Genomic DNA, 24442 nt, shown 5'->3' with positions numbered 1-24442 from the left:
AATATTTTGACATTTTTAGCAAAAATATGAATATTAACCCTGTCAGGGTTTTAAACCCTGACAGGGTTAGCTCACAAATTTCGTGCTTCGGATTTTGTCTCTTCCGATCCATTCGTGTTAGGGGTTTAAAATCTTAAACCTCTACTATAAACATACGTATCTATCTGCGTTCATCCGCGTCCAGCAGGAAACTTCTTACAGCAAATTTACCCAAACCTGCCCGTAATATAGTCTTCCGTCTGTTTTTCCCGTGGGTTCGTGAATATCCCGGTGGTAACGTTAAACTCAACAAGTTCTCCAAGCATAAAGAAGCCTGTGAAGTCCGATATCCTGGCTGCTTGCTGCATATTATGAGTGACAATGATAACGGTATAATCCTTTTTGAGTTCCACGAGCATATCCTCTATCTTGGCTGTGGCAATGGGGTCGAGGGCGGAGCATGGTTCGTCAAGGAGGATAATCTCGGGTTCCATGGCTATCGCCCTGGCAATACAAATTCGCTGTTGCTGGCCGCCGGAAAGGTCGAGGGCATTCGTATGGAGCCTCTCTTTTACTTCTTCCCAGAGGGCTGCCTTTTTCAGCGCCTTTTCGCAAATTTCGTCCAGTACACCCCTTTTCTTAATCCCCACAATCCTGGGACCAAATATTACATTTTCATAAATGGTTTTTGGAAAAGGATTAGGCTTTTGAAAGACCATGCCAACCCTTCTTCTGAGCTCAGTAACATCAATTGCGGGATCGTAGATATCCCTGCCGTCTATTTTGATACTCCCCTCAATTGTCACGCTTTCTATAAGATCGTTCAGACGGTTTAAACACCGGATTAATGTGGACTTCCCGCACCCGGACGGACCGATAAAAGAAGTAATTTTCTTCTTTGGGATCTCCAGAGAGATCCCTTTCAATGCTTTAATCTTGCCATAATAAAGGACCAGGTCTATGATATTAACGATCGGTTCCGGGACTTCTGTTCTCTCATTTTCCATAGTATGGTGAACGTCTCAAATAAGTTGGCATGCGATTGTCATGCGAGTGATAGCAAAACAATCCTCGTTTGAGATTGTTTTGTCGCGTTGCTTCTCACAATTTAATCAGGCCTTCGATGACTTCCCCCCCATAATCCCCCCGTTTACTGGGGATTATGGGGGGGAAGTGAAATTAACATTTAATTTGGCCTTCGGCAATTTAAAATATCTATTTTTGCAATAACAGCCCTCCCCCTTCACCCCCGCCAGCGGGGGACAGTTGTTTGTCCCCCTCAGTGAGGGGGATAAAGGGGGAGGAAATTTTTATTTGAAATTCCTGTAAGTCAAGGTTACTGTGGTAAATCGTTATTCTTCTACATCGCCCCAGTGCTGTACCATTTCTTCAGTTTATTTCTCACCACAATGGCCGTAAGATTCAACACAAGCACTGTACAGAGCAAAACGAGGGTTGTGGTATAGACCATGGGGATGGCCGCCTCTACATTGGGTGATTGGAATCCGACATCATAAATATGAAACCCCAGGTGCATAAATTTCCTCTCCAAATGGATATAGGGGAAGTAACTGTCAATTGGCAGAGAGGGTGCTAGCTTCACAACACCGGTAATCATCAGGGGTGCGACCTCTCCGGCAGCCCTTGCCATAGCCAGAATAGTGCCGGTAAGTATACCAGGAGTTGCCTGAGGAATCACCACTTTCCATAGAGTTTCACTCTTGGTAGCGCCAAGCGCATACGAGCCCTCTCGTATGGACATGGGTACAGCTGACAGACCCTCCTCCGTTGCTACCACAACCACCGGTACGGTCAGGAGCGCCAGGGTAAGCGATGCCCACAGAATTCCACCTGTTCCAAAGGTAGGAGTCGGTAGGGATTCCGAGAAAAACAATCTGTCTACACCTCCCCCGATAAAATAAATAAAAAAACCGAGGCCAAAAACACCAAAGACGATAGATGGCACGCCCGCCAGGTTGCTTACTGATATCCTGACAAGCCTGGCAATAAAATTATCGTTGGCATATTCTTTGAGATATACCGCTGTCAATACACCGAGTGGAACAACTGCAATACTCATGATCAGGACCATCATAACTGTCCCAAAAATAGCGGGAAATACACCACCTTCGGTATTTGCCTCCCTCGGTTCGCCCCAGATAAACTCCCAAAATTTTGTTGTATAAAAACCCATTTTGGTAAGAATTCCCATCTCATTCGGGGCATAGATACGGATAATCTGAAAAACAGGTAAAATCTTTTCCTTGCCATCCGCAAGGAGCACAACAACCTCTTTTCCCCTTACCTTCGTATAAAGTCCGGCAAGCACATCTTCTTTTTCCCGGTATGTTTTTTCCAGATTGTCCGTCCTGATCCTCGCAGCCGCGATTTTTTTTTGAATTTTTTCGGATGGCTGAAACGTCATCAGACGCTTCAACTCAAGACGGGATTTTTCCATCCGGTAATTTATATTACCAATCTCTTTTTTCTCTACATACCGTATCCTTTTGTAAAGAGTGTGGCTCTCTTCGAGCAAGGAAACCATGTCTTCTAATTTCAGTGGTTTAACACCATCATCCTGTTTAAAACCTTTTAAAAAGCCATACATATTGCCCCACTCGCGTCTTTCGAAAACTAACGCATGTACAGGATAATCCTGAGATACAATATCTGCGTTATCTATCCATCTGAAATCCATACCATAAACATCCCTGTTACCAACTTTCAGCTTTGTCCGGTAAGAGTCTTTTTTGTGGGGAATGGATTCTCGTTTTGCAATTTCTCCCAAAGTTACCGTCCCGTCCCGGAGGGTAAACTGAACTATCTTCCGAGGCCAGAATATACCGAATCCATTTACCATAATGAGTACAACCAACCCACCTATCATCAGGAGACAAAATGTCAGCGTTCCAGCTGTCAACCATATATACGGGTTACCGGTTCTAAAAAGTTTTTTCATAGCTTGTTATACCTTAGCCTCATTCTGTGCCTTACCATTTCTGCAAGGGTATTAACGATAAAGGTGGTTACAAAAAGGAGCAATGCAGCAAGAAAAAGTACCCGGTAGAGTGTTCCTCCAAGCGGCGCCTCCGGTATCTCAACCGCTATATTTGCCGAAAGTGCCCTGAAGCCATTAAACAAATTCCAGTCCATGATGGGAGTATTACCGGTGGCCATAAGAACAATCATTGTCTCGCCCACCGCCCTCCCAAAACCAATCATGACGGCTGAAAAAATTCCCGGACTTGCAGTGGGTAAAACTACCCTGACCGCCGTCTGCCACGGGGTTGCACCAAGCGCCAGTGAGGCCGACCGGAGGCTACTGGGAACATTGCTCATGGCATCTTCTGATATGGTAAAGATAAGGGGTATGACGGCAAATCCCATAGCAATACCCACAACAACGGCGTTCCTCTGGTCATACCTTAATCCAAAAATATTGGAAAACCATTCCCTGTAATCACCTCCTAAAAAGAAGGATTCAAAGATATCACCAAGCTGAAGAGACACATATATCGCCCCGATAAGAAAGGGTACTAAAACGAGTGCCTCTGTTCCATACTTGTGCCAACCCTTTCCAAAGACTGGCAGGATTTTCCAGATAACAAGGGCTATGACAATGGATAGGGTAATGAAAAACGGCATGATAATGATTGCAGGAAATATTCTCTCCAATAATGGCGCAAGCCAGAGTCCGGCAAGAAAACCAAGGATAACGCTGGGAAGCGCCGCCATGATTTCAATAACCGGCTTTATTATTTTTAAGGAATTATGAAGAAACTGGGAAGTATAGAGTGCAGCAAGGATGCCAATAGGTACAGCAATAATCAGGGCATATACTGTACCTTTAATAGTGCCAAAGATCAATGGTACCAGGCTCAGCTTCGGTTCAAAATCATCTGTACCACCCGTAGACTGCCAGATAAACTCCGGTTTTTCGTATCCCTCATACCATACCGGTCCAAACAGGGTTTTTAAGGTCGTTTCCGGATGAGGGTTTGAAATGATCCATTGAAAGAGATGGTTATTCGCATCAGCCGCCAGAATGCCGTTGGCCTTTGGCGAAAAGGAAAGGGTCGCCGGAATAGATTTTGTCCCGAGTTTTAAAAGTGTTTGTTCAGAGGTTGCGTGGTTGAGATGAATTGTTCCGTCAGCTGCTGCTGTCACAAACCCTTTATCCCTCATAGACCGGGCAATTGCCAGAACCGGAGCGCTGTGAGATGTAAGGGTATGCACCTTTTTCAAAGCCCATCCTGAAGATGACATCTCATCTCTTACCTGCATCCATACATTCACTCCACCTGCGGCGTCGCCGACGATAAGTGAAACATCACCCAATAAAAAATCTAATGCGGTAACTGCTTCGTCAGACATTTTTACCTTTTCTACAAGATAGGGATTACTCCTGTCACTCACGTTTATGTGGAACAGCTCACCCGAAGATGTCCCCACATAAAGGTTTTCCATAAAGAGGTCAAGCGCAAGGGAAGTTATCCCGGTCTTGTTTCCCTGTTCTGTCAAATGTATCGGGTTATGTGATATAAGCATTGTACCAGGCTCAGGTTTTCCTCCTCCGTCATTGTTCGACTGAGTGCTCACGACGAAGTCCCCCTTTTGCGAAGGGGGGGGAATTTGGTTTAAGCTATACTGCACAACGAGATCGGTGATATCCTTCTTAATCTCCTTTCTTTCACCCTCACCAAAGAGCGTCCTTTCGACTTCTGAGGATATGAACACTAATTTCCCATCTTCTGTATGGACTGCCGTAACTATTGCGCCTTCATTTCCCCTGGATGTAATAGATTTGAGCCCTATTCCTTCGGTGTTTACTAGTACAGTTTCCGCTTCTGATATCTCAGGGAGAATAATCCTTTTCTCATTGTCAAACGATTCAGAAAAGCTGATAGATACTGTTAAGATCCTCCCGTCATTCGTTCCCAAAGCAAGACGATCGCGATCTTGACTAACGGATGTGATGTAATTACTCTGTGCATTTGTTTTAGGGGGGAAATTGGTTGCGGCTTGATGTGGCAGGAAAGAACCGTTAAGGCCTTTTACAGTATATTTTTTAAAGACCTCTCCATTTGGTAGTGAGATAAACTCTATATTGCCGTTATTATAAACGGCAAAGGCAACCTCCTGGTGATCATCCACTCCTATGGAAATTGCCTTACCCTGTAAAGTGTAGGTATTTTCCTTTGTTACCTTAGCGCCCTGTAAAAGTGGATAAACTTCTAAAAAGATAAAGAAAAACAGGGCAAGTACAACAAAAACGGTAGCCGCTCCACCGAGTGTAATTACCCAGTGGGCAGCCATATCTGTAAACTTTCTTCTCTTCAAACTTTTCATGTATCTAATTTATTTTCTTCAGTTCCTCTTCAGCAACCGATGTCGGTACAGGTACAAATCCGTCTTTTACGACTACTTCCTGACCTTCTCTGCTCAGAATAAATTTCACAAACTCCCTAACCAGAGGGTCGAGCGGCTGACCCGGCCTCTTATTAAGGTATACGTAAAGAAACCGTGCCAGCGGATAGGAACCGTTCATTACATTTTCCATTTCAGCCTCTTTATACGGTTCCCCTTCTTTAAATGCAAGAGGCAAAGTACGCACACCTGAAGTCCTGTATCCAATCCCACTGTAACCCATGGCATATTGGTCTTCAGTTACACCCTGCACAACAGAAGCAGAACCGGGTTGCTCTTTTACGGTATCTCTGAAGTCTCCCTTGAAAAGGGCCCGCTCCTTGAAATAACCATAGGTACCTGATGCAGAATTACGGCCATAGAGGCTTATCGGTCTGGTTGCCCATTCTCCCGTTAATCCGAGTTGCCCCCATGTTTTAATATCTTCTTTATATTTACCTTTTCGGGTTCTTGAAAAAATAGCATCAACTTGTGAAAGGGTTAAACCCTTTAAAGGATTGTCTTTATTTACATATACTGCAAGGGCATCCAGTGCAGTTTTTATTGCTGTGGGTTTATAGCCGTATTTCTTTTCAAAGGCATCAATTTCTGTCGGTTTCATTGCCCGGCTCATGGGTCCCATCTGTGCCGTTCCTGAGATTAAGGCCGGTGGTGCGGTTGTAGATCCCTTCCCCTCTATCTGAACCTTCACGTTTGGGTATACCCTGTTAAAACCCTCTGCCCAATAGGTCATGAGGTTATTCATGGTGTCAGAGCCTATGCTGTTGAGATTTCCAGAAACCCCACCCACTTTGACATATGACTTAATCTTCGGGTCCACATGGATAGTTTCACCAGCTATGGCAGTACAGGCCAGACCCAGATTAAAAATTGACATCAAAAGCCATAATTTTTTTACCATACATCCCCCTCCTTAAATAGATGTTCGTGGACAATATCTTAATCAAATTTATTGCAGAAGTCGATTCATTTTTCATAACGTCGGTAGTTATATTCTTTCACAGCTTCGTCAGAATCAAAGACGACCGTTTCACCATTTGGTCCGTAACCTATTTTGATAACTGCTGCCTTGCCAAGTTCTCCCGATTTTTCAAAATCTGTTAACCACGTGGATGAAGTAAAGACATACAGCCTTCCGTCCCTTTCGGTCTCCTGATATGCGCTTTCCTTTGATGACTCGGCCTGCGATGGGTCAGCAGCATGGGACATTGCCATTTGCGAAACAACATAAGATGGCATGTGAGCCACAACCATGGCAAAAAACACATTCGAAAACCTTCTGCTCAATTTTCTCATACTCTTTCTTACCTCCTTAAATTAGGCCTTCGGCTACTTACACGTACGCCTTTTTTACAACAAAATTCCACCCCCTTACCCCCACCAGCGGGGGACAGTTGTTGTCCCCCTCAATGAGGGGGATTAAGGGGGAGGCGAAAAGTTTGAAATTCTAAATATTAAAATATAATCTGATATTGCACCCTGAACCGATTCTCATCTTCATCTCCCGCATCACCCTTTTTGGTTACATGGTGACCAAAATCTGCCTGTATCTTGGAACGATGGGCACGGAAGTAATAGTTTGCACCGGCCGCATATTCCCTCTCAAAGTCGTCCGATACATCGTTATTGGGATCAAGCTGGGAATAACGAACGTCCAATTCCAGTCTTTTCGGTATCACGAAATAGCCGAGCTGGGTAAAGAAACCATCGGAATCTACTGAATCGCCATCAGATTCCGGGTCCTGTGTCATTACATAATACTCGTTGTTCCATGATAAGCCCCTGTACTTTACACCAAGATCAATGACTCCGGCTATTGCATCAGTATTCTCAAGCTTTTCATCTCTATCTTTTGCATTAAAAGTTACAGAAACACCGATTGTTGCCTTTAAGGCATCGGAATACTTCACATCGGTTTCATCGTAATAATCATACTCTCCAAATGGATTATATCTAACATTAAGCACATACATGAGTTCATTATCGAGGTTATCGTCCGTACCCCTATCTTCAGGATCTTCACCAGCCCCATTAAATATCCCTGCATGGTATTCCATGTGTCCTTCAAAGGGGTGTCCATAGATATCGAATCCATAGTCTCGATCCTGATCAAAGGCTTCGCTGGCAATGGATCTGTCCTGGAATAAGAGCTTTGCGGATGATGCAACTCTTTGTCTGTTAAAGGGTACTTTAAAGTACCCGATCTTGGCATTTAATTCTTCAAGAGGAGTCCAGTATACATAAAAATCCCTAATGCCAACATCAAAGCTATCTCCGTCTAGCTCAACGTAATAATGCACCAGTTTACTGTAAATATTTCCACCAAAGTAAACCCTTGCCCGGCGAACATCAATGTTATTGGTATCGTTTTTTCCAAAATCTGCATCTCTATCCTTGAATGTGTATCGGAACTGCAATCGGCCACCCGTATTTAAGGAAAATTTGCCATCAGGCGACCTAACGCTCAGTGCATATTTTTCATCATCAGGGGTGTAGACGGCTGGGAGACTCGGAAGGCCTAGCCCCATCTTTTTCCGTGCCTCATCTGTGGCAAGATAGTCCTCAATTTCATGCTTAATCTCTTCCTTCGTAACCGGTGGTTTCTCTACACTTAATGCCTCCACTCGATTTTTTAAGGCCTGTATCTGTTCCTGCTGCCTTTGCATTGATTCCTCCATCCGTTTCAACTGCCATTGTAAATAATCCCGCGCGCTTCCTGATATCTCCTCGGTTTGTTCTGTCTCCTGGGCAAACACATCTTGCAACATACCGTCTGTGTATGTCCCACAAAATACCGTGGCAAACGACAAAACATATTTACACCATTTACTTCGCATTTCTTAACCCTCCTTTTCTACAAGTAGCCTTTCATATAAACGTACAAAACTACTCTTTCCATAAATTTCAAACCAATCCCCCTTGCAGGGATACGGAGCGCCGTGTCCCTACGGGGATTTTTATACCTCGGCCGCCTAAGAAACTGCATAATAAAATGAACCTTCCTATACAACCTAATTACTCAACAGCGTAATTTCAAGAATTGCGGGAGAGGGGAGGAAATCTCTCTCCCGCATGGGGTCCGGTTATCCTTACCGGAGATTCACATGGGGGTTAATCATGAAAATCTTGTTGTTATACTAGTATTTTAATGTTAAAAAATTATTAAAGAATTGTTAATTTTGTGTTAAATTTATCACAATAATAGGATAAGAGACTTGAATATATGCTGTTTTATGGTAAACTCGGAAAGTTAAGTAAAAACAAACACAAAGAACTATCACAGGAGAGAAGAATGAAAAAAATTACTTCCTTTATAGGTATCTTTATTTTTTGTGTCTTGTTATCCTATGGATGCAATACCAAACAAACAGCCTTGTCAGAAAAAGGCGGGATCTGGGCAGTATATGAAAGGGAATGCCAGAAATGCCACAGAGCTAACGGAAAGGGTTCTTTCATCGGTCGACTTATTTTCAAAATCCCGAATTTTACCAATCACAAATGGCAGGACAACGTATCCGATTCGAGATTAATTATTTCTGTGGCCAATGGTAAAGAAAAGATGCCTGGCTTTAAGGGCAAGCTGAAAGACGAAGAGATTGTTGATCTGGTCAAGGTTTGCGTCAGGAGTTATTACCCGCCACAGGAACAATGAGGAGTTACTATTGATTTTGTCTTAGTTTAAGATAAAATTTGTACATTATGAAAATTTGTATGTAATCAACCTAATAGGGAGAAACAATGTTACGGGAGATGTGCAAGGCCAAGATCCATGCTGCAACAGTAACGGAAACCAACCTTAATTATAACGGTAGTATTACTATTGACAAAGCCCTTCTCGATGCTGTAGACATCCTGCATTACGAACGGGTACAGGTCCTCAATATTAACAATGGAACGCGGGTAGAAACTTACATAATTGAGGGAGAACGCAACTCCGGTATCATATGTTTAAATGGTGCTGCTGCACGATGGGCACAACCAGGAGACCGGGTCATCATTATTTCTTATTGCCTTGTTGAAGATAAAGAGGCAAGAAACTGGAAACCGAAGATTATTCTCGTTGACGGAAACAACAAACTCATGAAAACCCTCTAGTTATGAGAAGAATCTTATTCGAAATCCCGCTCCCCTTCCTCCAGAGAAACATACCCATTTATTCATACGGATTCATGTTGATGGTCGCCTTTTTGGTGGCCATTACCATTGCACGATGGAGGGCAAGGAAGGAAGGTATTGACCCAAATAAGATTACAGATCTTGGCATTTATCTCGTCTGTGCAGGAATTTTTGGAGCAAGGTTGTTTTTTATTATTCAATTCTATGAAGATTACAAAAACAATCTCTTAAGCATCTTTAAGATTTATGAAGGCGGTTTAGTATACTATGGGGGACTCTTCGCCGGCATTGTTACTTTGTTTGTGTATGTTAAGAAGCATCAACTGTCTTTTTTAAAGATCATTGATATCCTTATGCCTTCTGCTGCACTGGGGCTCGGCTTTGGCCGTATCGGATGTTTCCTGAACGGATGCTGCTTTGGAAAGGTTGCCCTCCATATCCCCTGGGCAATTCAATTCCCAAGAACGCAGGATAAAACAGGCATGATAGATGGCAGCCCTGCCTTCCTTCATCAATACGAACTCGGATTAGTTCACCTTTCTGATGTACATACTCTGCCCATACATCCCACCCAATTGTATTCATTTCTTTCCGATGTTGCCCTTTTCTTTATTCTCAGTGCTTTCTTTAAATATCGGAAAAGGGATGGAGAGGTGCTGCTCCTCTTTGGTATACTTTATCCCATCATACGATTTTGCATGGAAGCACTCCGGGATGATAATCCATTATTCTTTGGGCTTTTTACCATCGCGCAGATTATCAGTATCGCTATGTTTATTATATCAATAAGTCTTTTTGCTATCTCCAGACTTAAACCGGTAAGGAACAACCCGGGGATACCACATAATTAATGTCATTAAGTTAATCCCCCATCAAAGGAAGAAACCGGGAGGGTGATTTTCCCTGGATGAGTGCTATCCGTTTATTTTGAACCAGACCATGGTTTTGAACCGCGCTATGGCATAAACCCATGCCAATTCATCAGCCCTTGACAGCTTTTTCAACGTTTTGATTAGGGCTAAAATTAAGTTGCACGGGACCTTTTTGGATACCTCTAAAATGTTTTGATTCAGGCTACAAGCCTGAACCAGCATGAAGTGGTCATAAAGACTTAATTCGCCACAACAGCTTCTTTTATCTGTATGTCATCATCCAGCACCCGTAATTTCTGAATAAGCTTGTCTTCTATAAGCAATCGGAATGTTACCCGCTGTTCTTCAAAACGGCTACTTAAAGTATGTGCATGTTCATGAAGATATGCAATTAACTTCCCATTGGCTGGGCTGCAGGTAAGCTCCACTTCCATAAAATTTTTTTCCAGTATTTCCCTGATCTTTCGTTTCAGTTCTTCTATCCCCTGGTGTGTCCTCGCAGAGATCATAACGCAATCCCTGTAATAACTCTGGAGCAAAGGAACAGCAGACTCGTCTTTTATGGCATCTATTTTGTTAAATACCATGATCGTCGGTTTATTGTCGCATCCTAATTCCTTTAACACGGCATTCACCGCGCCGATTTGTTTGTGAACCAGAGGGGAACTCATATCTGCAACATGGAGCAGAAGGTCGGCGTGCCTGGCCTCCTCAAGTGTTGCTTTAAAGGACGAAACCAGGTGGTGAGGTAGCTTCTGGATAAAACCCACCGTATCACTTACTAAAACCTTTCTTCCGTTTTCCAATTTACAGATACTTGTCTTTGTGTCAAGTGTTGCAAAGAGTTTATCCTCTACAAAGGTATCAATCTCCGTCAGGGCATTCATTAATGTCGATTTCCCGGCATTGGTGTATCCCACGATGGATACCGTGAAAAATTCCTTCCGCGAGGCGACTAGCCGTTCCTGCCTCTTTTCGATCTCATGTAATTTTTTTCTCAGGTCATGGATTTTTTTTAACACAATGCGCTTATCAACTTCCAATTGTTTTTCACCGGGTCCCCTTGTTCCAATACCACCCTCAATCCTGGAGAGGTGTGTCCACAGCCTCTTTAATCTGGGTCGAGTATACTCTAATTGAGCTAATTCTACCTGAAGTTTTGCCTGAAATGTTTTTGCACGGGTAGCAAATATGTCCAGGATTAATTCACTCCTGTCAATTACTTTTTTCTCGATAACTCTTTCAAGATTTCTGACCTGCGCCGGAGTAAGGTCGTCGTCACAAATAAGCACATCGGCACTTAAATCCTTTGAAATCCCGGATAATTCGGCTGCTTTTCCCTTCCCAACATAATATACGGGATCGATGTTCGGTCTTTTTTGAACTACTGTGTGGACAACGTTTGCACCTGCAGTTTTTGCCAATCGCCGAAGTTCTTCCAGGGGTGCTTCATTATCACTATGATCTCCAGACAGCATAACCCGGAAAAGAATGGCGCGTTCCGCCCTTACCGTAAATGCAGTGTCTTTTAATTTCACTTATACCTCTATTCTACAATTGACATAAAATAATCCTCGCATCAACAGCCTTCAAGCCTTTCGGATAAACAAGGACTGGGTTCAGGTCTATCTCCTTAATTTCTTCTATGGAAACCATGATGTCTGATACCCGTACAATGGTTTGTGTCAATGCGGAAATATCCGCTGCTTCCCTACCCCTAAAACCCTTGAATACCTTTGCCCCCTTTATATCGTGAATCATATTCAATGCCTCATATTCCTCCACCGGGGCGATACGAAAAGATACGTCTTTAAAAATCTCAACAAAGATACCCCCCAACCCGAACATCACGGCCGGGCCAAATTGAGGGTCCCGAAGCCCGCCTATAATAACTTCCGTGGAAGGTGTTGCCATTTCCTGAACAAGAATCCCATCAATCCGTGCGTCCGGCTGCCTCTTTTTTACACTTCTTATAATTTCGTCGTACGCACTCCTGACACCTTCATCATCCTTTATACCAAGCTTAACACCACCGACATCGGTTTTATGGCTAATATCAGGAGAAACAATCTTGAGGACAACCGGATATCCGATAGAAGTCGCGGCCTGAATTGCATCTGCACGTGAAGATGTAACGATATGCCTGGTAGCGCTTATACCAAACGTTTCAATGAATTCCTTAGCCTCAGGTTCAAGTAATTCATATCGACTCTGGACTAAGGCTTTTTGTATAATATGACGGGCAGTTTTTCCACCGTGTGTCATAAATTTGTTCATACAGATTTCCTTAACTCGAAAACATCCTGATTTTACTTTAAAAACCGCAAGACTTATTTTATTATAACGACAAATATACAATGTTCAAAGGATATATATCAAATGTCATCGGACATGTCCAAGGGATTATACAAAAACAACATACCCTTCTCTTTCCATAACAGACAAAATTTTTCAGTGGAAAACACCGTGTGTGGTATCTGGCCAAGTTAAATCGGGCTAAAAGTTTTTTTTGTTCTGCAGGACCGATGTGTTCATAATGCTTGTACCATGTCTTTAAATTGCCTTCCACGCTCTTCGTAGTTAAGGAACATGTCGTAACTGGCGCAGGCAGGAGAAAGTAATACAACATCTCCCGCCTTTGCCAGGATATTTGCCTGCTGAAATGCCTCCTGGAAGGTGTTTGACGTGAATATTGATGGGGTTTCTTTTTGCGCCTGTTTCTGTAGTATGAGTTCTTTTATTTTTTTCGCTGTTTTCCCCATGAGGACAACTGCCCTGGTGTGCCTTGCACATGCCTCAGCAAATTTCTCGAAACTACTACCCTTGTCATATCCACCGGCAATAAGTATTACTGGTGTCTGGAATGCCGTAATGGCAGCCATGGCCGATTCTGGTGTAGTGGCCTTAGAATCGTTGTAATACCGTATACCGTTTATCTTACGAACAAATTCCAGACGGTGTTCTAATCCAGAAAAGGTGGTTATGGCCTTTTCAATGTATTGTTCGCCGGTGCCGGCCAGATAGGCTGCCACTGAGGCAGCAAGAATGTTTTGAAGATTATGGACACCGGGTATCCTGATCCTGGATATGCACGGTATTGTCGTCATCTTACCCTTCACAGAGAGGACGATGGTATCATTTTTTACAAAGGCACCTTCGGTTAACGTGTCTTTTGCGCTGTACCACAAAACAGTACTTTTACATTCTTTTTGCCACGTTCTCAGTTCCGGATCATCATAATTGAGGATTGCATAATCATCTGGTTTTTGGTGTAAGATGATGCCTTTTTTTGTTTGAATGTAGTCATCCATGCTTGAGTAGCGGTCTAAATGATTGGGTGATATATTGGTTACGATGCTGATGCCGGGACTTTTTTTTGCATTATGGAGTTCTTCCAGCTGAAAACTGGAAAGCTCAAGGACCGCGATGTCGGAAGGCTTTATTTCTTCAAGATGTAAGAGGAGTGATTTCCCGATATTTCCGCCGACCCACGTTGTACGTTGTGTCTGTTGCAATATTTTACCGGTAAGTGTTGTGGTAGTTGATTTCCCGTTGCTACCGGTGATGCCAATAATAGGGGCCGGACATAATTGAAAAAAAATGTTTATTTCTGTATCTAATGGAACGTGGTTATCTCTTGCGATTCGTATAAATCTTGATTCCTTTGGTACAGCAGGATTAACGATAATCATGTCCGCATTGATAAAATCTTCGTCGCAGTGTCCACCGAGTTTGTATGTAATAGGAAGTCCTTCAAGTTGTTTTATGGATGGAGCAAGTTCTGTGGCGTTTCTCAGGTCGGTTATGGTAACGTGAGCACCGCGTTTTGCAAGAAATTGGGCAACGCCTGCCCCGCCTCCAAACAAGCCTAACCCCATAACAGTGATTTTTTTCTTTTTAAATTCATACTGCATTTTGTATAGATTCATAAACGATATTGAGTAATCTGTCCAATTCGTTAATTTCGATAGTTAGTGGGGGCATAAGAACAAGAATGTGTCCAAGCGGTCGTATGAGCAAGCCGCGTTGTCTGGCCTCGAGACATACCCTGATTCCTACCCGCTCTTCCCAGGGATATGGTTCTTTCGTGGATTTATCCTTCACCAGTTCAAGAGCTGCGATAAGCCCGCATTGTCTGACGTCTCCAACATGTTCCAACAATTCGAAGCGCTTAAGTTTGGCTCGTAAATGATTAATCTTTGATTTCAGATTTTCCAGTAGATGTTCCTTTTCAAATAATTCCAGACTGGCCAGCCCGGCTGCACAACCTAAAGGATTTCCCGTGTAGGTATGCCCGTGAAAAAATGTCTTAAGCTGTGAATATTCTCCTAAAAAAGCATGGTAAATTTCCTCGGTGGCAAGTGTGGCGGCCAATGGCATATAGCCCCCATTGATGCCTTTGGACACCGCCATGATATCAGGGACAATATTTTCATGGAAACAGGCAAACATTTTGCCTGTCCGTCCAAAGCCGGTAAGTACCTCGTCTAAAATAAAAAGCACGTTATATTTCTTGCACAAAGTCCGCGCTCCTGATAGATAGCCTGCCGGATGGACGATTATCCCCCCGGCTCCTTGCACCAGTGGTTCCATAATCAGAGCGGCAATGTGGTCTGAATGATCCTTTAAAATATTTTCCAATTCCTCAAGACAAGCCAAAGCACAATCCTTATCCTGTTTTCCCAGTGGACAGCGGTAGCAATAAGGTGATGGTGCGAAGTGTGTCTTGAAGTACAGGGGGCGGAAGGCGCGATGAAATATTTCTATTCCGCCAACACTCATAGTTCCTACAGTGTCTCCATGGTAACCGTATTGCAAGGCTACAAATTGTGTCTTATCTTTCAATCCTTTATGTTGCCAGTATTGGAAGGCCATCTTGAGTGCAACCTCATTCGCGGTGGAACCGTTATCCGAATAAAAAACCTTTGTTAGCCCTTTTGGCGCGATTTCTGCAAGTTTTCTTGCTAGTTCGATGGCCGGTATATTGGATGGGCCAAGGAGTGTGCTATGCGCAATCTTATCGAGTTGCCGTTTTATGGCATTGTCGATCTCCTTCTTGCGGTGGCCATGCAGATTACACCACATGGAGGAGATCCCATCGATGTATTCTTTGCCATCAACGTCCTTAAGAAAAATACCATTTCCTTCTTCAATAATCAGAGGTGTTTCTTTGGTGTAATCCTGCATCTGGGTGAAAGGATGCCAGAGATAGGTCTTATCCCAGGTTTCTAATTGTTCTTTATAAGTTCTATGAATCATTTTTGCCGGGAAATTTAAGGTTAAGACACATAGGGACAGATGTTTGAACATGCCAGGTACTTCAGGGGTAGTTGTTCCAAACGATATTTGCCATATTACCCAAAGAGGTGATGCTCGTCAAAATATTTTTCAAGATGACGCAGATCGATTACGGTATCTTTCCCGGATTGATGAGTACAGCAAGACATATAATCTATCATTGTTTGCTTACTGCCTGATTGGTAATCATGTGCATTTTATTGCAACCCCACGAAAAGAGGCATCTCTTGCCAGGGGTAAGGCCGAAGAAACAAAACACAAATAAATAGTGTTTGCCCCTTATTACATGGAAAGACCTGATCACCTAAACCGTTTAAGGAATGCAATGAAAACCCTGTTCTTCAAAATGGGAATCAAAAGTAAAAATGGTTTTAATTGCTGAATTGCGCATAATTTCGAAACTTATACAATCAACAAGGCTCAGTTTACGTCTCGAAGCCGCCAGAAGGGCGCTTACTCCCGATCTGTGTACTCCCGATGCAATCCACTCAATATTGATAATCGGCAAGATGTCTTCCTGAAATCCCATTACTGCATCCATGCCGAGACGATGCTGTACAAGGGCAAAGCTTTCCACCAAAATATAATTTGTGGTGATAAGGACATTTTCAGGGCAGAGTACTTTATTCCATACATCTTTTGCTTTTTTATGGTTGGCATCGTCTCTGTCGAGCAGGGCAAAAAATGCCGGTGTATCAACAAAAATTCTCATTTGCCGAATGCCTCTACAAGGTATGTATTGTGTTTCCTTGAAATGTCACGTTTGCCGGAACTGAATCTGCCCACTATGTCAATAGCCCTTTTCCGTCTTTCTTCGATGTCAACCATTGTGTTGGACCGGATCATGGTATCGACTGCTTGCCTTATGAGCTCTGCAATAGATAGATGCCGGGATAATGCAATTTTTTTTAATGCCTTTACCTGTTCTTCTGTCAATTGAATTTGAGTACGTACCATATTAGCCTCCAGTGATTACAGTTTTGGCTCAATGATAGCAGATTTGACTAAGCATGTCAAATAACTCGATTACACAGGAATTTTCATTTTATTGAAGCGGGTTTTTCAGGCAATAGAGACAAGGCAATGCCGTATCTTTGCATGTATAACTTAAACGAGAATGAATAGTATCAAGAGACAAAGAATCTGCAAAATCAGCAGGTCTATTCAACCGAGAATGAAAAAGCTTGCAATCTTCTCCGTTTTTATTTAACATTGCCTCAGAGTGAAAAAGGTAATTTCCCATCATCAACGCCATGTCGTTGGTCTCTCCTGTAGAGGAAAGTGATTGCCCGAAACTCGGATCCATGCAAGAACACACGCTATGACAGCAAATAGTAGCGAGCCCATCGATCTTGATGCGTTAGCAACCAGGTTTCGCCAATGGCGGGCTCAGCACAAAACACCAGACACGGTTGTCGCTGCCCATCGGGAAGTCATGCTGGAACGAGTGGCCCAATCAATGACATTCGAAGGCGAACCGATTACGGTGACCCGTCTTAAAATCCTGTTAGATCAATTAGACCAATGGGCAAAGAATCAGGACAGTTAGGATCAACCCGTGCGTTTGACACGGCTGAGGGCGTGCTTACCTATACGGAAGTCTCAGAAAGGCTTGCCGTCTCGCTTGCCAGGATGCTTGCTCAGATTTTGCAAACTCCAGCCCATGAGATCATCATCACGCCCGAGTGGCTCTGCCAGAGGCACCGGGAACTTGCCGGGCACCTCTTCCCCGAATGGGCTGGCCGGTTTCGCACAACGGATGTGAAAGTCGGAACACTGGAGCCACCGGCTTATTATAAAGTGCCGATTCTCGTGCGGTCTTTCTGTGACGATTTAGCCGAGCGGTTGCGGCATTTGGAAGATGATAATCTGCCGGAGATAGCAGCGTTTCTTGCTTGGGTGGACTGGCGATTTCAGTGGATTCACCCTTTCAAAGATTTCAACGGTCGCATTGGTCGCCTGGTGCTGGCCGCACTTCTTTATAAGCTTGCCCTGCCTCCTGTCGAAGCCGCACCAACGGACCCTGAGCGGCGTCATGAATATCTTGAAGCCCTGCGAGCCGGCGATGCGGGAAATCTCGATCCGCTTCAAAAATTATGGATCCGACGGCTCGGAGAAGCGATCTAGCCAAAGTCGTTTATCCGAAAACCTATCCTCTGTGGTGCTGAGAGAGATAGATCCGGATACTGTCAGTCTCGTCTATCAAGGCACTCCTTAATTCTATAATTTCATACCATTCTTAATTATTTTCACTCATCTTTTCGATCAATGTAACTGAAAAGAATGAAAATAACTTGCAATCTTCTTCATTTTTGTTAGGCTATCCACCCAATGGGGAAAGCGATTTCCTGTTATCTCATCTAATATTTTTTATAGAGGAATCGTTATGCGGAAAATATATCTTTTAGCATCGTTTCTTACGGCATCAATGACCATTTTTACAGGTTGTGCACAGCTGAAGTCTTTTAAGAAACCTATCGGGCCCCTTGAAACTTTCGTTCCTCAAAATTTAGATGCAGAATTTCAAGATGTGGAATATGTACCAAAAATTAAAAGTTTTGTAATTATTTTAGATGCATCAGCATCTATGGAAGATGCATTTGCCGGCGCCGTTAATAATGGGCATCCCAAATTTACCGTTGCTAAAGATATTTTGACGAGAATGAATAATACCCTGCCTGAAATCGATATCAACAGTGCCCTTGTAACCTTTGGACATGGATTTTTTAAGCCGTTGGACAGGACGTTTATTGTTTATGAACTTACGAAGCACTCACGGGATCTTTTTGAAAACGAATTGAACGGAATAACGATTCCCGAGGGTAGCAGCCCGGCTGGTAATGCTATTAAAGATGCAACGAATTTATTACTGACGTCTGGAGGTCAAAATGCAGTAATACTTGTCAGTGACGGTGAACAGTTAATCGGAAGTCCTCTGGAGAAGGCACAAGATTTAAAAGAGATGTATGGAGACAGGGTATGCCTTTATACTATTTTTGTGGGGAACACTGCCGAGGGAGAAAAAGCACTAAGAGAGCTTGCACGAGAGGTACAATGTGGTTTTTCGGTAACTGCTGATGAAATTGCGTCCAGTGACAACATGGCAGATTTTGTCAGAAAGGTGTTTTTGACAGCTATACCAAAACAAGTTAGTGATAGTGATGGTGATGGTGTTTACGATAAGGACGATGAATGCCCGGATACGCCGAAAGGGGCTATTGTTGATTCCAGAGGGTGCTGGGTGGTAAAAGGAGTTACTTTTGATTATAAGAAATGGGATATTAAAGAGGAATTTGACTCGAATCTCAGCAACATTGTCGATGTTTTGCAAAAAAATCCGGATATGCATATAAGAATAGAGGGACATACGGACAATATCGGCTCAATGGAATACAATATAGACCTTTCACAAAAAAGAGCCCAGGCGGTAAAGAATTATTTGGTCGGAAAAGGCATTCATGAATCGCGCGTCTCTACCGTGGGTTTTGGATATAAAAAGCCTATTGCTCCCAATGATACCGAAGAGGGCCGCTCCCTGAACAGAAGGGCTGAAATTGTTCCCATAAAATAGAAAGAAAACAATTCTTTAACGATCTTCTCAAAATTTGTGTTAAGGGATTTTATTGCTCGGCCTGAAAGGGAGAAATGGTATTTTAACTCAATGACATTGTCCTTGCAAGGAGGGGATGGGAAGAGGTAAAAACTCACAGAAACTTGGCCTCATGAAAACTTGTCCCCGTGAAAATGGGGAATAAAGGAAAGAGGTTTTTTTCCCATGTAATACTATAATGACCTGTTAAGATATTCTTGATTGAACCAGCAAAACCGGTAATATGGATCATTGATAGCCAACACTGGCCGCGTGCGAATTTACGCGCCGAACTGATCGAACGTGGCTTTGAGGCAGTTGGCTATATAAACCCCGCCCATGCGCTGGCAGCATTCCGTTATCCGCTTATTAAAAAACCTCACTTGATCGTACTTGAGCTTTGCGATCTGATCTTAGTACGACATGAATTAGAAGCCATGGTACGCATCGGTGTCCCCATTATCCTTCTTGGTGGCGTAACGGAGTTGAATCAAAAGTTGATTAGAGATTTTCAATGGGCAGCAATACTCCAGCGACCCTTCACCATCGGCGCTGTGGCTGATGCAGTGGAGAAACTTATACGGGGCTAGACTCAAAAAATGAACAATGAAATGTGTCAAAAATGATTTATTTCGGGAAAGATGAGTAGAGATATATTTATCGAAGACACTGAACAATAAGTTTTGTAGGTTGGGTGAAGCCCGTCCTGAGCTTGTCGATGGTACGAAGCGCACTCAACTTATAAATTTAATATATGGAGAAGCGATGAGTGAATCACAATTATGAAATGATTATTTATTGGGATAAAACGGACAATATTTAGGTTGTTGAAGTACCAGAACTTCCTGGGTGCATGGCCCATGGTAAGTCAAAAAAAGAGGCACTTGAAATGAAAGTATTCCTTATTTGTTTTCTCGTTTCTCAATAGTGAGCGAAAATCAAGCCTGTTTCATCAAGCTTTCGTAATAGGTCTCTTCTTTTTTGCGCTAATATTTTCAGACGTTGTCTTTTGTATGGTGTAACTTTGCCGACTTCAAGTACTATGGTTGCAAGCGCCACAATTGTATCATTGTTAGATTTTGCGAGAGCTTCGAGTCTCGAAATATTTTTTGCCGATATGTGAGACTGCGTTAAGAATCCGAATATTTCGTCTTCCTGTTCGATGGCTTCACGCTCTTCCTTTGGCATGCGAGCACATTCTTTGCACACGTGAGTTTTATGACCCTTCCCTGAAAATTTTTCATTTGATCGGCGTCTTCCACATATCCTACAATAGTGTCCCATGATTTTCCATTTATGAATAGTTGGTCTATCTTCGATGCTGCTAACAATGATTATACAGTCTGTATAAAACGGCAAACACGACTGTTTCAATATATTTAAGAAGTTGCCGTGTCTTCTTATCACGTATTGTAACTTATTTCGAATTAAGCATTTTCCGCCTTTTTGCTAAATTGTCCATTCCGGTTTATACAATTTGTATAAACCGGACTACAGCCCATTGACGGGACTTCGGACACCGTGACCTCCTTTATTCAAGACATGGGTGTAGATCATCGTTGTACTAACGTCTTTGTACCCAAGAATTTCCTGAATGGTGCGATACAGCGCGGCAAAACATCGCTTTATTGGAATTTTTTCAAGAAACTAAACTGTTACGAAATTCCTTGTTTCTCCCCCCGTACCCCGTAATACCTTGCAAAAAATATTTTGACATTTTCAGCAAAAATATTTTTTGTAGTGGCAAGGCGCGCCTTGCCACTACGGTCTTTTCCGATTCATTCGGGTTAGGTGCTAAGTTAAGCGATTTGAGTGCATGAACGAACCATGTTTGTCTGTGGCTGCTTGTAACTCACAATGGTATGAATATTGCCAGAGAGTTGCGAGCCAATGTCCCTTGCTGGCGGAGGATTAAGGGGGTGGAATGGTATGAGTGAAAATTCCGGTGGTCTTATACCTGGATATCCATAAGTTTGTTTAGGCAGGGGGAGGTAAAATACTTGCTATGAAAGAAAGTTTTATATGATAAATAATACGATAGATAGTTTTTGAAGTTCGTCAGGTTGCTGGTACAATAAGTATATTTTATTTGATAAATAGTTGATTGGAAAAATGGTGTATTTTAAAGAAACATTCACAACAAAAATGAGGAGAGTGCAATGTCATTTATTCCTAGACTCTGGTATCAGTTGAAAATCCGGTATTTTCAGTGGAATGCGCAAAAAGGCATAAGGAATCTCATTGCGATCATGGTAGTATCCATCTTGATGGCATGCCATCTGGGTTATGGAGAAGATCAAAACAACCAAATAGCATCTTTATTCAAAGAAACACAACAAGCCTCGGTATTTTACCTGGATAATGGCATGGAAGTGATCCTCGTGGAAAACCATGCCAGTCCCATGATCGCAGCAGTAACTATTGTTAAGACCGGCAGTCGGAATGAAGATGAGGCCAGCAATGGATCTGCCCATTTTTTGGAACATTTGTTATTTAACGGCACAAAGACACGCACGCAGAAACAGATTTACGACGAAATGGATTTTTACGGTGGCTATAACAACGCCCATACCGGTCAGGATTACACCAACTACATGGTCCTTATGCCGAAGGAGTATATCGCTCAGGGGATGGATATCCAGGCGGATATGCTCTTCAATTCCACCCTGCCCGAAGAAAAGTTCGAAAAGGAACGCGGCATCGTTATAGAAGAAATAGGCAAAAGCGCAGACCGGCCTGAATATCAGGTCAACAACCATTTTCAGAGGACTCTTTTTGCAGGCACACCATACGAACGCCCGGTACTTGGGACAGTTTCCACCATTACACATCTCAAACGGGAAAGCGTATGGGAATATTACCGGACGTGGTATGTACCCAATAACATGACCTTAATGGTAATTGGTGATTTTTCAACCCCGGAGATGGTGAAATTGGTTAAAGAAAAATATGGCCTATATCCAGCGGGTCCTATACCAGAGCACAAAACCATAACCCTTAATCCACCACAAAAATTACGCATTAGCAAGGCAAATGGTATGGGCAAATTTCCAAAGGATCGTCAGTATCTGAATATGGGTTATCTCTTGCCACCGCCAGTTTCTGATGATTTTCAAGCGCTGGTATTGCTCTCTGAATTTCTCGGTGGCAGGGAGAATGCCGTTCTGAAAGCATTATTTAAACAAGAGCAATATAAAAATATGGTTGAAACAATTGATACCAGCATAGATTTCAACCGTGATTTTTCAACGTTACAGATATCTGCCGAACTTCCCATGAATGCTGATGCAGGGCGTGTGGTAGAATTGATTATGCAGGCGGTGCAAGGCATGGCAAAAAAAACCGTTCCAGAAAATGAAGTGAAATCAACGCTGATTGCGAGGGCAACGCACGAACTTTATTTGCAGGAAAGTTTACACTACTACGGTATGATGAAATCAGGTTATCTGGCCGCTGGCGGCTATGCCCTTCTTCGCAATTACATGGATGGTTTAATGAAGGTAACACCGCAGGCTATTCAAAAGACAGCTGAAAAATACGTGAGTACCCAGGTGCCTGTGGTTACATTGATGACCCCTCCGGTTGAGAAAACAACCGAAGATGTTTCGACTCAATCGGTCAATCAATATAAAATGGAAACGTTGAAAAATGGCCTGACAGTTGTTGTGAAAGAAAACCGGGACAGCCGGGTCGCTGGTATACATCTTCTGGCAAAAGATCGTAGCCTGAGCGAAGGTAAAGAGAAGTGGGGTATGACGGAAATCTTACAGCGCATGCTCCTCGATGGCGGAACTACAGAACACCCGGACAATACGCTGTATCAGGCATTTGAGTCCATTGGTGCTGAAATAAAACTTTGCGATGACCCATCCGTTCCTTTCGATGACTATTACCATACCCCCCGTTTTGCTTACATCCGGTTAAAGATAATAGATGCCTTTTTTGAGAAGGGATTGAATCTGCTTTCGGAAATGATATTGCAGCCAAACCTTACTGAAAAAACCCTTGCTGAAGCGAAGAAAGAGGTTATAACGCTATCGGCTAATGCTAAGATGAGTACACCAAAGGTAGCAGAGCGAATCTTTTATGATAACCTGTTTAAAGAAAACCCCGGTTTTGGACGGCTGTTTGGGGATGTTAAACAACTAGAACGGATTCAATTAAAAGATATACAGGACTTCCACCGTAAGTTTTACAACCCTGCGAACCTGATGCTGGTTATCTCTGGTAATATACCGATCGAAAAGGCACTATCATTGATCAGACAATGTTTTGGGGGTGTTTGGGGTGAGGCAGGATGGCATCCCCCAGCATTTACGCCGCAGTTTCAGGCCCTTGGTACTACGATACGTGAAAAGATGGGGAAACAGCAGTCGTCTATCTCTGTGGCAAATGTCTGTGATGTGAGCGAGGAAGATCAACCGGCGCTCTATGTAATGGAAACCATCTTTAGTGACAGGCTCGCTTTTAATCTGCGTGAAAAGCAAGGTCTCGCTTACAGTATTGGCGTTTCCTTTCATAAATTCGATGGTGTTCAGTGGTATCGTATATCGATGGGTACACGGCCGGAAAACATAGAACGGGCCATCAACGGTATTTGCAATGAGATTCACTCCATGCGTGAAGCAAAGATCGAAGAACAGGAAGTCCAAAAAACCATAAATGCCATTTTGGGAAGACGTGGCATGCGCAGGCTGGACCGGGTAAGCCAGGCATATTACATAAGCATGGAGGTGTTTGACGGCAAAGGACCAGAGGCAGACGATCAGGATGCAGAGAAGCTAAAAAAGGTTACTGTACAGGATGTGGAACGCCTGGCCAGACAAGTCTTCCAGAATGACAACTATTTAATCGTGATTGTGGAATAAGTGATTGTGCTGGTTCAATCTTGTAGATTGAACCAGCAGCAATGCCCACACGGCGGTTTCAATAAAGAAGGAGGAGTGTTTTGAATAATACGACACCAAAACCTGTAGCCATAAAGATAGAACATGAACTCCATATTTGTCCCAATTGCGGGTATGATGACGGTTTCCACACGTCATTTGTGCGGACAACAGAAGAAACCTGCAAGATCATCCTCATCTGTCCGCGCTGCCATGCCAGATACGATCCTGATTGGACGGTTGAGGTATAAAGATGGGAAATACCGACTGCTGGT

At 43.1% G+C, this 24442-nt stretch carries 23 protein-coding genes and 2 pseudogenes; 11 read left to right on the top strand and 14 right to left on the bottom strand.

The window, feature by feature from the left end; translation table 11 throughout:
* Positions 1–206: 206 nt before the first annotated feature.
* From pstB to E3K36_05110, 6 genes are all read right to left on the bottom strand, one after another.
* Complete coding sequence (gene pstB / locus E3K36_05135; protein ID MCF6154632.1) at positions 207–986, bottom strand: phosphate ABC transporter ATP-binding protein; 780 nt, start codon at positions 984–986, stop codon at positions 207–209.
* A gap of 353 nt (positions 987–1339) precedes the next feature.
* Positions 1340–2938, bottom strand: coding sequence for a phosphate ABC transporter permease PstA (gene pstA / locus E3K36_05130; GenBank protein MCF6154631.1), 1599 nt, complete (start codon positions 2936–2938; stop codon positions 1340–1342).
* Positions 2935–5328: an ABC transporter permease subunit gene (locus E3K36_05125; protein MCF6154630.1), complete on the bottom strand. Its 2394-nt coding sequence runs from the start codon at positions 5326–5328 to the stop codon at positions 2935–2937. Before E3K36_05125 ends, pstA begins: the two co-directional genes overlap by 4 nt.
* A 4-nt stretch (positions 5329–5332) precedes the next feature.
* Positions 5333–6307, bottom strand: a complete 975-nt coding sequence (locus tag E3K36_05120) for a phosphate ABC transporter substrate-binding protein (protein MCF6154629.1) — start codon at positions 6305–6307, stop codon at positions 5333–5335.
* Positions 6308–6372: 65 nt separating this feature from the next.
* A complete protein-coding gene (locus tag E3K36_05115) occupies positions 6373–6702 on the bottom strand; it encodes a hypothetical protein (GenBank protein ID MCF6154628.1) in 330 nt (109 codons plus the stop codon).
* 158 nt (positions 6703–6860) lie between these two features.
* On the bottom strand, positions 6861–8243 hold the full coding sequence (locus tag E3K36_05110; protein MCF6154627.1) for a porin: 1383 nt from the start codon (positions 8241–8243) through the stop codon (positions 6861–6863).
* Between the two features lie 386 nt (positions 8244–8629).
* Between E3K36_05110 and E3K36_05105 the strand changes: the two genes are divergently transcribed.
* The 3 genes from E3K36_05105 (at position 8630) to lgt (ending at position 10373) form a co-directional block, all read left to right on the top strand.
* On the top strand, positions 8630–9058 hold the full coding sequence (locus E3K36_05105; protein ID MCF6154626.1) for a cytochrome c: 429 nt from the start codon (positions 8630–8632) through the stop codon (positions 9056–9058).
* A gap of 86 nt (positions 9059–9144) precedes the next feature.
* A complete protein-coding gene (locus E3K36_05100; protein MCF6154625.1) occupies positions 9145–9501 on the top strand; it encodes an aspartate 1-decarboxylase in 357 nt (118 codons plus the stop codon).
* 2 nt (positions 9502–9503) lie between these two features.
* Positions 9504–10373 (top strand): prolipoprotein diacylglyceryl transferase, encoded by an 870-nt coding sequence (lgt, locus tag E3K36_05095; protein ID MCF6154624.1) that lies wholly within the window; start codon positions 9504–9506, stop codon positions 10371–10373.
* A 260-nt stretch (positions 10374–10633) separates the two neighbouring features.
* Here the strand turns inward: lgt and hflX are convergent, their stop codons facing one another.
* From hflX to bioA, 4 genes are all read right to left on the bottom strand, one after another.
* On the bottom strand, positions 10634–11932 hold the full coding sequence (gene hflX, locus E3K36_05090; GenBank protein MCF6154623.1) for a GTPase HflX: 1299 nt from the start codon (positions 11930–11932) through the stop codon (positions 10634–10636).
* A gap of 13 nt (positions 11933–11945) precedes the next feature.
* Positions 11946–12659, bottom strand: coding sequence for an acetyl-CoA synthetase (locus tag E3K36_05085; protein ID MCF6154622.1), 714 nt, complete (start codon positions 12657–12659; stop codon positions 11946–11948).
* Between the two features lie 266 nt (positions 12660–12925).
* Positions 12926–14323, bottom strand: coding sequence for a UDP-N-acetylmuramoyl-L-alanine--D-glutamate ligase (murD, locus tag E3K36_05080; GenBank protein MCF6154621.1), 1398 nt, complete (start codon positions 14321–14323; stop codon positions 12926–12928).
* Positions 14298–15653: an adenosylmethionine--8-amino-7-oxononanoate transaminase gene (gene bioA, locus E3K36_05075; protein MCF6154620.1), complete on the bottom strand. Its 1356-nt coding sequence runs from the start codon at positions 15651–15653 to the stop codon at positions 14298–14300. The genes murD and bioA overlap by 26 nt, the downstream gene beginning before the upstream one ends.
* 49 nt (positions 15654–15702) lie before the next feature.
* Here bioA and E3K36_05070 point away from each other — a divergent pair, with 49 nt between their 5' ends.
* Positions 15703–15957 (top strand): hypothetical protein, encoded by a 255-nt coding sequence (locus tag E3K36_05070; protein MCF6154619.1) that lies wholly within the window; start codon positions 15703–15705, stop codon positions 15955–15957.
* 48 nt (positions 15958–16005) lie between these two features.
* Here E3K36_05070 and E3K36_05065 read toward each other — a convergent pair whose 3' ends face one another.
* Positions 16006–16404, bottom strand: coding sequence for a PIN domain-containing protein (locus E3K36_05065; GenBank protein MCF6154618.1), 399 nt, complete (start codon positions 16402–16404; stop codon positions 16006–16008).
* A complete protein-coding gene (locus E3K36_05060) occupies positions 16401–16649 on the bottom strand; it encodes a ribbon-helix-helix protein, CopG family (protein ID MCF6154617.1) in 249 nt (82 codons plus the stop codon). Before E3K36_05060 ends, E3K36_05065 begins: the two co-directional genes overlap by 4 nt.
* A 328-nt stretch (positions 16650–16977) precedes the next feature.
* Here E3K36_05060 and E3K36_05055 point away from each other — a divergent pair, with 328 nt between their 5' ends.
* From E3K36_05055 to E3K36_05035, 5 genes and pseudogenes are all read left to right on the top strand, one after another.
* Entirely contained in the window at positions 16978–17241 is a 264-nt protein-coding gene (locus E3K36_05055) for a hypothetical protein (GenBank protein MCF6154616.1), read from the top strand.
* Complete coding sequence (locus E3K36_05050; GenBank protein ID MCF6154615.1) at positions 17217–17819, top strand: hypothetical protein; 603 nt, start codon at positions 17217–17219, stop codon at positions 17817–17819. Before E3K36_05055 ends, E3K36_05050 begins: the two co-directional genes overlap by 25 nt.
* Positions 17820–18078: 259 nt before the next feature.
* Complete coding sequence (locus E3K36_05045) at positions 18079–19263, top strand: VWA domain-containing protein (GenBank protein ID MCF6154614.1); 1185 nt, start codon at positions 18079–18081, stop codon at positions 19261–19263.
* A 236-nt stretch (positions 19264–19499) separates the two neighbouring features.
* The gene (locus E3K36_05040) at positions 19500–19871 is read left to right on the top strand and encodes a hypothetical protein (protein MCF6154613.1); all 372 of its coding nucleotides are present in this window, start codon (positions 19500–19502) and stop codon (positions 19869–19871) included.
* A gap of 197 nt (positions 19872–20068) precedes the next feature.
* A pseudogene (locus E3K36_05035) lies at positions 20069–20209 on the top strand (type II toxin-antitoxin system HicB family antitoxin).
* Here E3K36_05035 and E3K36_05030 read toward each other — a convergent pair.
* Together E3K36_05030 and E3K36_05025 are read right to left on the bottom strand one after the other, a co-directional pair.
* Positions 20203–20688, bottom strand: coding sequence for a hypothetical protein (locus tag E3K36_05030; protein MCF6154612.1), 486 nt, complete (start codon positions 20686–20688; stop codon positions 20203–20205). The pseudogene E3K36_05035 and the gene E3K36_05030 overlap by 7 nt on opposite strands.
* An 84-nt stretch (positions 20689–20772) precedes the next feature.
* Positions 20773–20883, bottom strand: a pseudogene (locus E3K36_05025) (integron integrase).
* A 557-nt stretch (positions 20884–21440) separates the two neighbouring features.
* Here E3K36_05025 and E3K36_05020 point away from each other — a divergent pair.
* Both E3K36_05020 and E3K36_05015 read left to right on the top strand, forming a co-directional pair.
* Positions 21441–24149 carry an insulinase family protein gene (locus tag E3K36_05020; GenBank protein MCF6154611.1) on the top strand — a complete coding sequence of 903 codons (2709 nt, stop codon included), beginning with the start codon at positions 21441–21443 and terminating at the stop codon, positions 24147–24149.
* An 80-nt stretch (positions 24150–24229) separates the two neighbouring features.
* On the top strand, positions 24230–24418 hold the full coding sequence (locus E3K36_05015; protein ID MCF6154610.1) for a hypothetical protein: 189 nt from the start codon (positions 24230–24232) through the stop codon (positions 24416–24418).
* Positions 24419–24442 lie beyond the last annotated feature (24 nt).

Source organism: Candidatus Brocadia sp. (assembly GCA_021646415.1).
Lineage (GTDB): Bacteria > Planctomycetota > Brocadiia > Brocadiales > Brocadiaceae > Brocadia.
Note: the sequence above shows the minus strand (reverse complement) of the source record. Positions and strands in the feature narration are given on the sequence as shown.